7 protein-coding genes and 3 pseudogenes (1 of these 10 only partly in view) are annotated in these 11,152 nt (G+C 60.0%); 6 read left to right on the forward strand and 4 right to left on the reverse strand.

The features are described from left to right. Nucleotides 1-105 precede the first annotated feature (105 nt). Nucleotides 106-966 (forward strand): N-formylglutamate amidohydrolase, encoded by an 861-nt coding sequence (locus tag L0Z65_RS15405; RefSeq protein ID WP_405109001.1) that lies wholly within the window; start codon nucleotides 106-108, stop codon nucleotides 964-966. Nucleotides 967-978: 12 nt separating this feature from the next. Here the strand turns inward: L0Z65_RS15405 and L0Z65_RS15410 are convergent. Continuing rightward, nucleotides 979-2,260 (reverse strand): annotated as a pseudogene (locus L0Z65_RS15410) (DNA polymerase IV). A 184-nt stretch (nucleotides 2,261-2,444) separates the two neighbouring features. Between L0Z65_RS15410 and L0Z65_RS15415 the strand changes: the two are divergent. After that, complete coding sequence (locus tag L0Z65_RS15415; protein ID WP_405109003.1) at nucleotides 2,445-2,861, forward strand: NUDIX hydrolase; 417 nt, start codon at nucleotides 2,445-2,447, stop codon at nucleotides 2,859-2,861. A gap of 495 nt (nucleotides 2,862-3,356) precedes the next feature. On the opposite strand, the gene pyrF is transcribed toward L0Z65_RS15415, so the two are convergent. Beyond that, on the reverse strand, nucleotides 3,357-4,088 hold the full coding sequence (gene pyrF, locus L0Z65_RS15420) for an orotidine-5'-phosphate decarboxylase (RefSeq protein ID WP_096872776.1): 732 nt from the start codon (nucleotides 4,086-4,088) through the stop codon (nucleotides 3,357-3,359). Between the two features lie 326 nt (nucleotides 4,089-4,414). Here pyrF and clpB point away from each other — a divergent pair. Beyond that, a pseudogene (clpB, locus tag L0Z65_RS15425) lies at nucleotides 4,415-7,034 on the forward strand (ATP-dependent chaperone ClpB). A gap of 82 nt (nucleotides 7,035-7,116) precedes the next feature. Here the strand turns inward: clpB and L0Z65_RS15430 are convergent. Both L0Z65_RS15430 and L0Z65_RS15435 read right to left on the reverse strand, forming a co-directional pair. Beyond that, the gene (locus tag L0Z65_RS15430) at nucleotides 7,117-7,674 is read right to left on the reverse strand and encodes a hypothetical protein (RefSeq protein ID WP_405109006.1); all 558 of its coding nucleotides are present in this window, start codon (nucleotides 7,672-7,674) and stop codon (nucleotides 7,117-7,119) included. An 87-nt stretch (nucleotides 7,675-7,761) separates the two neighbouring features. Further along, on the reverse strand, nucleotides 7,762-8,268 hold the full coding sequence (locus L0Z65_RS15435; RefSeq protein ID WP_405109009.1) for a DUF302 domain-containing protein: 507 nt from the start codon (nucleotides 8,266-8,268) through the stop codon (nucleotides 7,762-7,764). A gap of 111 nt (nucleotides 8,269-8,379) precedes the next feature. Between L0Z65_RS15435 and L0Z65_RS15440 the strand changes: the two genes are divergently transcribed. The 3 genes and pseudogenes from L0Z65_RS15440 to msrQ form a co-directional block, all read left to right on the forward strand. Then, nucleotides 8,380-9,873, forward strand: a complete 1,494-nt coding sequence (locus tag L0Z65_RS15440; protein ID WP_405109011.1) for an FMN-binding glutamate synthase family protein — start codon at nucleotides 8,380-8,382, stop codon at nucleotides 9,871-9,873. Nucleotides 9,874-9,942: 69 nt separating this feature from the next. Continuing rightward, nucleotides 9,943-10,864, forward strand: a pseudogene (gene msrP / locus L0Z65_RS15445) (protein-methionine-sulfoxide reductase catalytic subunit MsrP). After that, nucleotides 10,865-11,152 carry the 5' end (the start) of a protein-methionine-sulfoxide reductase heme-binding subunit MsrQ gene (msrQ, locus tag L0Z65_RS15450; protein ID WP_405109014.1) on the forward strand. 309 nt of this gene lie beyond the right edge of the window, so 288 of the gene's 597 nt are visible here — the first part of the coding sequence; its start codon is at nucleotides 10,865-10,867; its stop codon lies beyond the right edge, outside the window.

The raw sequence follows: 11,152 nt of genomic DNA on the forward strand, positions 1-11,152 counted from the left end.
CCGGTGAGGGGGTCTATAAAATGAGTCGGAGAGGGGTGCAAGAGCTTTTGACCGCAGAAATTTCCGGTCTATGCTGTTTCTTGTATCTGAGTGGCCGGAGCCTGCATGTCTGACACAGTATATTTGGTGGAAATGCCACAGGAATTGCGGTCTGGGGTTGTTTTTGCCTCGCCGCACAGCGGATCGGACTACAGCGCGGCGTTTCTGGCGCAGACGATTCTTGATCCTTTGCAGCTGCGCAGTTCGGAAGACGCCTTTGTTGATCAGCTGTTCGCAGCCGCGCCGCGATTCGGAATGCCCCTGCTGACGGCGCGGGCGCCCCGCGCCTATGTCGATCTCAACCGATCCACAGAAGAGCTGGACCCGGCGCTGATTGAGGGGGTCATCAAACGCGGGCAGAACCCGCGGGTGGCTTCGGGGCTGGGCGTGGTACCACGCGTGGTGGCCCATGGGCGGGCAATCTATCGTGGCAAGCTGAGCCAGAGCGAGGCGAGCCAGCGGATCGCCTCCTATTGGCGGCCATATCACGCTGCATTGCAGCAGCTTCTGGACCAGGCGCGGATCGGGTTTGGACAGGCGGTGTTGATTGACTGCCATTCGATGCCGCATGAGGCGATATCTGCTGCCGGGCGACGGGGGGCTGGGTTGCCTGATGTTGTGCTGGGGGACAGGTTCGGCGCTGCCGCCTCCTCCGAGGTTATGGACCGGGTCGAAGCGGCGTTTGTCGGCGCCGGGCTGCGTGTAGCGCGCAACACCCCCTTTGCGGGGGCCTATATTACGCAAACCTATGGCCGCCCATCGCGTGCGCAACATGCGGTGCAGGTCGAAATTGATCGCAGCCTCTACATGAATGAGGTGCGCGTGGAAAAAACCGCTGATTTTGCCGCGCTGCAGATGGTGCTGACCGATGTGATTGCGGAACTGTCGCGGCTGAATTGTGATCCGGTGCCTCTCGCCGCGGAGTAAGTCCGGCCCCTGTTAGCGAAGGGCGCGACCTTTCTGGATGGCAGATTTGCCAAAGCGTTCGCGAATGGCATCTGTCGCGCGTTCGGCCTTGGCGCGCTGACCCGCCTGAGGGTCGAGCAGATCACCGGTGATATCGGCTTGGGTTTCCGGGACCAGATCGGAAATGCCACAGCCCAGCAGCCGGTAGGGACCTTCGTTGCCAACCTGATCCAGCAGGGCACGGGCAGTGCGATAAATGGTGTCGGCGATCTGCGTGGCGTCGCGCAGGGATTGCCGCCGGGTGAGGCTGCTGTGATTTGCGCGTTTCAGCTTCAGCGTCACCACGCGTCCGGCCAGTTGCCGCGCCTTGGCACGGTCGGAAACCTTCTCTGCCAACCGCCACAAATGGCCGTCAAGCACCTCAAGACTGGCCGTATCTTCAAAGAAGGTGGTCTCATTCGAGATGGATTTGATGGGCGCATTGGAGGAGACGCGGCGCCGGTCCTGACCACGCGCGAGATGCCAAAGCCGCTCTCCCATCGAACCGAAGCGGGCATTTAGATCGGTCCGCTCCCACCTGAGAAGGTCGGAAAAGCTGCGAGATCCCGGCCTTGTCGAGTGAGGCCTGCGCGGCGGGGCCAATGCCCCAGATCAGGCGCACCGGTTTATCCTTCAGAAATTCAGAGGTTTCAGCCGCGCCAATAACCGAAAATCCGCGCGGTTTGTCCAGATCTGATGCGACCTTGGCCAGGAACTTATTATGCGACAGCCCAATGGATCCGGTCACACCCAGCTCATCCTTCATGCGTTTGACCAGCCGTGCGAGCATCACCGCAGGCGGCGCGCCATGCAGACGTTGGGTGCCGGACAGATCCATGAACGCCTCATCCAGCGACAAGGGTTCAACATCCGGGGTCAGCTCATCCATCATGGCACGGATCTGGCGGCTGACATCGACATAGACGTTCATACGAGGCTTGATCACCACTGCATCCGGGCAGAGCTTCAGCGCCTGAAACATGGGCATCGCGGAGCGGACACCCCGAATGCGTGCAACATAGCAGGCGGTGGAGACCACACCCCGCCGCCCACCACCGATCACCACCGGTTTGTCGGCGAGATCTGGATTGTCGCGTTTTTCAACGCTGGCATAGAACGCATCACAATCCATATGTGCAATCGAGAGCGAGAACAGCTCAGAATGCGCTTTGATACGCGAACTTTGGCAGCTTGGGCAGCGCTTCGGGTTTGGAGTCTTGCCATTTTTGGGTTTTAGCACGCCATGGGACAGGCATTCCCGGCAAAGCACCTGCAGATTTTGGCCGCCGCTAAGCCGGACCCTCGGATATGGTCAGATCAGACGTTATGGGGTGCTGGTCGGACATGGGGGCAAAACCGGGAAAGGTTGGACGAGGGAATCTCATGGTGCGGCAGGGGGGCTTAGAGTAGCCTCTGCCAGGGAAATTGTCTTTAGACGATCTGACATGGTGAGAGCAGGAATGACATTCAACGGAGCCAAGCTGGCGCTTTTCATCGGTGACAGGCTGTTGGTCATTGAGCGTGACGCCTATCCGCACATCCCCTATCCCGGCCACTGGGATTTTCCGGGCGGCGGTCGTGAAGGCGCGGAAACACCGGAAACCTGTGCCCTGCGCGAAACCGAGGAAGAGGTCGGGCTGCTCGTACAGGAGGCGGATCTGGTCTGGCGGCAAAGCTATACGCGGCCCAACGGTGTGGTCTGGTTTTTCGCGGCACATTTCCCTGCCGTGAGAGAGCGAGATATCAGACTGGGGGATGAAGGGCAGAGCTGGGCCTTGGTTCCGCCCGAATGGTACATCGCGCATGATTTGGCGGTACCACATTTCGCCGGTTATCTGCAGGCCTATCTATCGCAGCGTGGTACCATCAGCGCGTGAGCCTGGGCACGTTTGCTGCTCGGTTCACAGTCGATAGCCTGAAAGAAAGAACCCCCGCTGCTGTAGCGGGGGAGGTGACGAACCTCAGGAAGAGCAAGGCCGTCAGGGGAGTGTCTCTCCCACAGGGTCGGTCATTTTGGCCTCTCGGCATAGCCTGTTGCGCAGGATTATGTAATTCCACCTCTGCCTGTGTGCTTTTGTGGGCACAGGACAAAAAGGCGCATTGGGCGGCGCGGTGGTGTGAAAATCTGTTATAATTCCCATACTTGACCTAAGGTAAATGTCGCGCGAAAGCGGGTTATGGCCTGCCTATGCAAGGTGCAGTCAAATGTTTTATTTCTGCCTAATGTTTAGGCACTTCACGACAGTGACCATGCGGGATCGGTCAATCTGACCGTCGCGAAAGAAAAACCCGCCTAGTCGATCTGCGCTGGCGGGTTTGGGGTGTTGAATAAGTGCAACTGGATCGTGGTCGGCTGGCTGCCTAATTGAACGTCAGCGTGGCAGGCTGCTCAGAATATCTTCGGCTGCGCTGCGTGGTGCCTCTGCGGCCCAGATTGGACGGCCCACCACGATATGGTCGGCGCCTGACTCCAGCGCGCTGGCGGGGGTGGCCACGCGTTTCTGGTCTCCCAACGCGGCTCCGGCGGGGCGCACGCCTGGGGTGACGATGAGTTTGCCTGACGCTTCGGGCAGGGCGCGGATCAGGGCGGCCTCCTGCGGGCTGGCAATCACGCCATCGGCTCCGGCGGTGAGCGCAAGGCCCGCGCGCTCCTGTACCAGGTCAGAGATTTCACCGGATTTGATCAGCGCCTCATCCAGATCAGCGCGGTCAAGAGAGGTGAGGATGGTCACGCCAAGGATCTTGAGGTTGGTGCCAGCGGCGCCTTCCTTGGCGGCGCGCACGACATGGGGGTCGCCGTGGACGGTCAGGAAATCGAGGTCAAACTGCGCCAGGCCGCGAACAGCCGCCTCAACCGTTGCGCTGATGTCGAAGAGTTTCATGTCAAGGAAGATGCGCTTGCCGCGTTCCTGCTTCAGTTCATTGGCGAGGGCCAGCCCGCCTCCGGTCAGCATGCCCAGGCCGATCTTGTAGAACGACACCGCATCGCCAAGAGTGTCGGCCAGCTGCAGGCCGGCGATTGCGTTGGGAACGTCCATTGCAACGATCAGGCGGTCGTCGGCAGTGGATTTTGGGCTGGGGTTGGCGGTGGAAGATGCGGACATGGAGGTTCCTCGTCTTTGGGGGCGCCATTGCGGGCGGTGTGGACGTGCAGGCAGTCTAGGAATTGCGCTGCTTTTAGTGTCGGGGCTGCCGTTGGGAAAGGGGAAAACAGCCGGGTCGGTGGGGTGGCCATGATCCATATGTGTTCGGGCAGGAGTGCAGGCGGGGCAAACTCTTGATCTGGGTCAGGGATTTGGTGACATATTTGCCGCAGACTGACCTTGAAGAGACAGTAAGATCTCCCACATTGAACGTGAAGGCCCTGACCGGGACGTGCCGCAAAGCGGGCGTCACCATCAAAACGGGGCGCTTATATAAGGAGAGCAAGATGGACTTGAACAAGTTCACCGAACGGGCACGCGGTTTTGTGCAGGCGGCCCAGACGATTGCGCGTCGGGAAGATCACCAACGGCTGATGCCTGAGCACCTGCTGAAGGCGCTGATGGATGACGACCAAGGACTGGCCAGCAATCTGATCACCCGCGCGGGTGGAACCCCGGAGCAGGTGGTTCAGGCGCTGGAGCTGGCGGTGTCCAAACTGCCTAAGGTTCAAGGCAATTCTGCAGATATCTATCTGGATGGTCAGACCGCCAAGGTGCTGGACGAGGCAGCGAAGATTGCTGAGAAGGTCGGCGATAGTTTTGTGCCGGTAGAGCGGCTGCTGATGGCGCTTTGCATGGTCAAATCCAAGGCCAAGGATGCGCTGGCGGCTGGGAATGTCACCGCGCAGGCGCTGAACGAGGCGGTGAACGATATCCGCAAGGGGCGCAAGGCGGACAGTGCCAGCGCCGAGGACGGTTATGACGCGCTGAAGAAATACGCCCGCGATCTGACGGAGGCGGTCCGGGACGGCAAGATCGATCCGATCATCGGCCGGGACGAGGAAATTCGTCGCGCGATGCAGGTGCTGAGCCGCAGGACCAAGAACAATCCGGTTCTTATTGGTGAGCCTGGGGTTGGTAAAACTGCGATCGCCGAGGGTATGGCGCTGCGTATCGTCAACGGCGATGTGCCTGAATCCTTGCGTGACAAGCAGCTGCTCTCGCTCGATATGGGCGCGCTGATTGCCTAGCGCCAAATATCGCGGAGAATTCGAGGAACGTCTGAAAGCGGTACTGACCGAAGTGACAGAGGCCGCTGGCGAAATCATCCTGTTCATTGATGAGATGCACACGCTGGTTGGCGCAGGGAAATCGGATGGCGCGATGGATGCGGCGAACCTGATCAAGCCTGCGCTTGCACGGGGGGAGCTGCATTGTATTGGCGCCACGACGCTGGACGAATACCGCAAATATGTTGAAAAAGACGCTGCTTTGGCGCGCCGGTTCCAGCCTGTGATGGTGACCGAACCGACCGTTGAGGACACCATTTCGATCCTGCGCGGCATCAAGGAAAAGTATGAATTGCACCACGGTGTCCGTATTGCGGATGCGGCACTGGTGTCTGCGGCGACGCTTTCCCATCGCTACATCACTGATCGGTTCCTGCCGGACAAGGCGATTGACCTCGTGGACGAGGCCGCCGCACGCCTGCGGATGCAGGTTGACAGCAAACCCGAAGAACTGGATGCGCTCGATCGGCAGATCCTCCAGATGCAGATCGAGGAAGAGGCGCTGAAGCTTGAGGATGACGCGGCTTCCAAGGACCGGTTGGAGACGCTGCAGAAAGAACTGGCGGAGCTGCAGGAAAAATCGGCGGAAATGACCGCGCAGTGGCAGTCCGAACGGGACAAGCTGGCCTCTGCCCGTGGGTTGAAGGAACAGCTGGACCGCGCCCGCGCCGATCTGGATACGGCCAAGCGGGAGGGCAACCTTGCCCGTGCGGGGGAGTTGTCCTATGGCGTCATCCCCGGGTTGGAAAAACAGCTGAGTGAGGCGGAAGCCTCTGAAAGTAATGGGCTGATGGTCGAAGAGGCCGTACGTCCCGAGCAGATCGCGGGCGTGGTCGAACGCTGGACCGGTATTCCCACCTCCAAGATGCTGGAAGGGGAGCGCGAGAAACTGCTGCGAATGGAGGCCGATCTGCACGGTCGGGTGATTGGTCAGGATGCGGCTGTGACCGCTGTGTCCAACGCCGTGCGCCGTGCCCGTGCGGGCCTGAATGATGAAAACCGCCCCCTTGGGTCGTTCCTGTTCCTCGGGCCAACCGGTGTTGGTAAGACTGAGCTGACCAAAGCCGTCGCCGATTTACTGTTTGACGATGACAGCGCCATGGTGCGTGTCGACATGTCGGAGTTCATGGAGAAACACGCGGTTGCTCGTCTGATTGGCGCGCCTCCGGGCTATGTCGGCTATGATGAGGGCGGCGTGCTGACCGAGGCGGTTCGGCGTAAACCTTATCAGGTGGTTCTCTTTGATGAGGTAGAAAAGGCGCATCCGGATGTCTTCAACGTGTTGTTGCAGGTCTTGGATGACGGGATGCTCACCGATGGGCAGGGTCGGACCGTGGATTTCAAGCAGACGCTGATCATCCTGACGTCGAACCTTGGCGCGCAGGCGCTGAGCCAGCTGCCGGATGGGGCCGATGCCGCCGACGCCAAACGGGACGTGATGGATGCGGTGCGTGCCCATTTCCGCCCCGAGTTCCTGAACCGGCTGGATGAGACGATCATTTTTGATCGGCTCGGTCGCAAGGATATGGATGGCATCGTCACGCTACAGCTGGCCCGGCTTGAAAAGCGCCTCATCGGGCGCAAGATCAGGCTGGAACTGGACGACGGTGCGAAAACCTGGCTTGCCGATGAGGGCTATGACCCGGTGTTCGGTGCGCGCCCGCTGAAGCGGGTGATCCAGAGGGCGTTGCAGAACCCATTGGCGGAGATGCTGCTGGCCGGAGAAATCCGCGACGGGGACACGGTGCCTGTGAGCGCCGGTGCCGAGGGCCTTATTATCGGGGATCGGATCGGCACCACGGACCGTCCGCGTCCCGATGACGCCGTCGTCCATTGAACATGTGCAGACGCAATTGAATAAGAGAGGCCCGCCAGATCTGGCGGGCCTTTTCGTTTGCTGTTTGGCTAAGGCTTGGATCTCAGTTGCTGGCCAGCACGCGCGTCGCGCCCCTGCGGCGTAAAACCGTCAAGCGCGGTTCCCAGTCATAGCGGGGGTCATCGGAGGTGGCAGACCAGTAGAGTTTGCCGCCATAGCGCCAGGGGTCCAACACGATACCACCGTAGATACCTGCGCCTTTGGGCGCGATGACAGCGCTGCTGTGTTCGATGCGAAAGCTGTTGCGTGGTTCCGCGATGGCCCGCAGAATTGTCAGGCTCTGAAAGCCCTCGCTTTGCAGCCGGGCCTGCATGTCCTCGGCGTAGTGATAACACAGACCCCGCTGCCGGACGCCGCTGTTGACGAGGGTGTTGTGCAGGATGGGTGAGGTCGTGACCTGATACTCTTCTGCGAGGGCGGTTGCGTGGCTATAGGCGATGTGCGCCGCGCGCGCGGCTTCGGCAGGGTCTACATCGGGGCTGAGGGCTTCGATTGCGTGACGCAGCTGGCTGACCTGATCCTGCTCGCCGCCGGTAGGCGCTGAGCAGCCTGCAACCAGCGCTGTGGCAAGCAGCAGCAGGGAAACAACAATGGACTTCATACAGGGTCTGCTCGCTCAGCGTTTCGGTGCCCTTAGCATATCAAAGGTGATGGCGTCAGACAGCGGGGAAAACCTGCCTCGGCGGCTCTATTCTTCAATCGCCTCGAGAACGATGTCATTCAGCAACGTCTGGATCAGTTGCATCTCCCCCTCGGGAAAGGCGCGAAAGCCGATCGTTGTGGTGTCACTGCCCGGCTGTTGCGCGACGAAGATGTCATAGGGGCAGAAAGTGATGTTCATCGGATTGGCTTCCATCACATTGCGGGACAGGCTGGCCGAGCAGAAGGAATAGACCTCGGCTTGTTCAAACAGCACTATGTCAGAGCCAACATCTGCGCGGGTGCGTTCCAGCATCTCTCCGACGTGGCTGACGTGATCAACCACCAGACCACGGTCAGTGATGGCGCTCTCCAGTCCGAAGGTCACATCATCAAAGGCCAGATTTGTCTGATAACTGACCATATGTGCGTCTTCTGATTGCTCTGCCAGGGCGGACAGGCCCGTCACTGTTACGACGGCGGCCGCGCCTGACAGGGTGAAGATATACCTGCCGATATGGCGACCTGTGGTGCGAATTGCGGGGATTTTTGTCATGGTCCTCTCCCAATGTGATCAAAGGTGACTTGCCCGTCCCGTGGAATACGCCAAGTTGGTGTGGGGCGGGCCGATGGGCAGCGCGTTCCATTATCATATAGGAGTTTTTGCATGGGTTTCGCGGCAAATGCCATAGAATTCCTCGCCTATGTCTTTGTCTTCGCGCTGGGCGCGCTGGCACTGGTTGCGGCGGGGCTGTTCGTGGTGGATCGGATCCAGACCGAGGACGCGGTGCGGCGCAACTATCCGGTGATCGGCAGGTTTCGCGGTTTGTTCAGCACATTGGGTGAGTTTTTTCGCCAGTACTTCTTTGCCATGGACCGTGAGGAGATGCCCTTCAACCGTGCGCAGCGCGAGTGGGTTGGACGTGCGGCGGAGGGGAAGGGCAACACGGTTGCCTTCGGCTCTACTCGCAATCTGAACGTGCCTGGCACGCCGATCTTTGTGAATGCGGCCTTTCCGGCGCTGGATGATGACAAAGCCTGCTGTGAGCCGCGCCTGATCGGACCGACTGCCCGCCAGCCCTATATGGCGCCGTCCTTCTTCAATATCTCCGGTATGAGCTATGGGGCACTGTCGGCACCTGCGGTGCGTGCCCTCAGCCATGGGGCCAAAGAGGCTGGTATCTGGATGAACACCGGTGAAGGCGGCTTGAGTCCCTATCATCTGGAAGGCGGCTGTGATGTCGTTTTTCAGATCGGCACAGCAAAATACGGCGTGCGCGATGATACTGGCGGGCTGAGCGATGATCACCTGCGCAAGGTAGCCTCATATGATGCCGTGCGGATGTTTGAGCTGAAGCTGGCGCAGGGGGCTAAGCCGGGAAAGGGGGGCATTCTGCCGGGGGCCAAGGTCACCCAACAGATCGCCGAGATCCGTGGGATCCCGGAAGGTCAGGACAGTATATCGCCGAACAGACACCCTGAGATCGCCAACTACGACCAGCTGTTGGATATGATTGCCCATATCCGGGAGGTGACCGGCAAGCCAGTGGGTATCAAGCTGGTCGTCGGGGCCGAGGCCGCCCTGCGCGAGATGTTTCTGCATATTGCGGCACGTAAGGATGACAGCGCGCCAGATTTCATCACAGTCGATGGCGGCGAGGGCGGGACCGGAGCCGCGCCGATGCCACTGATTGATCTGGTTGGGATGTCGGTGCGCGAGGCGTTGCCCCTTATCTGCAATCTGCGCGACGAGTACGGGTTGAAGGATCGTATCCGCCTGATCGCCTCGGGCAAGCTGGTCAATCCGGGTGATATCGCCTGGGCGCTGGCGGCGGGGGCTGACTTTGTCACCTCGGCGCGGGGGTTCATGTTCTCGCTGGGCTGTATCCAGGCCCTGAAATGCAATCGCAACAGCTGCCCCACCGGGATCACCACCCACGACAAGCGCCTGCAAAAGGGGCTGGTGGTCGAGGAGAAATCCACCCGCGTTGCCCGTTACGCCAAGGAGATTATCCATGAGGTGGAAACCATTGCCCATTCCGTCGGGGTGAGCGAGCCACGCCAACTTCGTCGTCGCCATGTTCGGATCATGCAGGAGGATGGGCGCAGTCGGCCGATGCATGAGTTGATGCCAGGTTACAGTGCCATCGCGGAGACGTGAGAGAATATGTTTTGGACTGCGCCGCCAGCTGCCTTAGGTCCTTATCAACGGATATAAAGGAGACCCCGCATGGCCCACCGCTGGACGAACGATCTGAACGACGCTGATGTCACGCCCTATTCGGCATTTCTGAGCCGCCGTCAGATCATGGCAGGCCTTGGCGGTGCTGCGGGGCTGGGTCTGGCGGGGCTGGGTGGCACTGCGGCGCAGGCCGCTACGGAGGCGGCGCTGGAGCCCAACAGCTGGGAGGATGTCACGACCTATTGCAACTTCTACGAATTCGGCACGGGTAAGGGGGATCCCGCCGCCTATGCGGGCCAGATGACGACGGAGCCCTGGAGTGTTGAGATTGACGGTCTGGTAGAGCGGCCGGGCAGTTATTCCATGGCGCAAATTCTGGAGGCGATGACGCTGGAGGAGCGGATCTATCGCTTCCGCTGTGTCGAGGCCTGGTCAATGGTCGTGCCCTGGCAGGGGTTTGAGTTGGCCGACCTCCTTAATCTGGCTAGGCGTGCAGAACGGCGCCAAATACGTGGCGTTTGAAACCCTCTATCGTCCATCGGAAATGCCTGGCACCGCCTATAAGGTGCTGGACTGGCCCTACCGGGAGGGTCTGCGTCTGGATGAGGCGCAACACCCGCTGACAATTATGGCCACCGGGATTTTCGGCAAACCGCTCCCCAATCAGAACGGCGCGCCCCTGCGCTTGGTGGTGCCATGGAAATACGGGTTCAAATCGATCAAATCGATTGTCCGCATCACGCTCACGGATCAGCAACCGCAAACCAGCTGGAACATGGCCAACGCGCGCGAATATGGGTTCTACAGTAATGTGAACCCCAAGGTAGATCATCCCCGGTGGAGCCAGGCCAGTGAGCGGCGTATCGGCGGCGGTCTCTTTGCCCGCCGTGAACCGACTTTGATGTTCAACGGCTATGAGGCAGATGTGGCCGCGCTCTATCAGGGTATGGATCTGGCTGAGAACTTCTAAATGCAGCGGATCAACATCCTATTGCGCGCAGTTCCGGTCTGGCTGGTCTATGTGGCCGGGGTGCTGCCCGCAGCTGTCCTGTTCTATCAGGGTCTCTCTGGTGCGCTTGGTGCGGAACCGATCAAGGCACTGGAACATGAATATGGCGAATTGGCTCTGCAGTTGCTGGTGGCGACCCTGGCGATCACGCCGCTGCGCCGCTTGCTTGGGGTGAACCTGATGCGATTTCGCCGGGCCATCGGTCTATTGTGCTTTTTCTATGTAAGCTGCCACCTGCTGGTGTGGCTG

The organism is Phaeobacter sp. BS52 (genome assembly GCF_045040595.1).
Classification (GTDB): domain Bacteria; phylum Pseudomonadota; class Alphaproteobacteria; order Rhodobacterales; family Rhodobacteraceae; genus Phaeobacter; species Phaeobacter piscinae.

Bases quoted from the DNA above. Each gene is read 5' to 3' on its own strand.
- L0Z65_RS15405 (WP_405109001.1), top strand. From the start codon at position 106: ATGTCTGACACAGTATATTTGGTGGAAATGCCACAGGAATTGCGGTCT.
- L0Z65_RS15415 (WP_405109003.1), top strand. From the start codon at position 2,445: ATGACATTCAACGGAGCCAAGCTGGCGCTTTTCATCGGTGACAGGCTG.
- pyrF (WP_096872776.1), bottom strand. From the start codon at position 4,088: ATGTCCGCATCTTCCACCGCCAACCCCAGCCCAAAATCCACTGCCGAC.
- L0Z65_RS15430 (WP_405109006.1), bottom strand. From the start codon at position 7,674: ATGAAGTCCATTGTTGTTTCCCTGCTGCTGCTTGCCACAGCGCTGGTT.
- L0Z65_RS15435 (WP_405109009.1), bottom strand. From the start codon at position 8,268: ATGACAAAAATCCCCGCAATTCGCACCACAGGTCGCCATATCGGCAGG.
- L0Z65_RS15440 (WP_405109011.1), top strand. From the start codon at position 8,380: ATGGGTTTCGCGGCAAATGCCATAGAATTCCTCGCCTATGTCTTTGTC.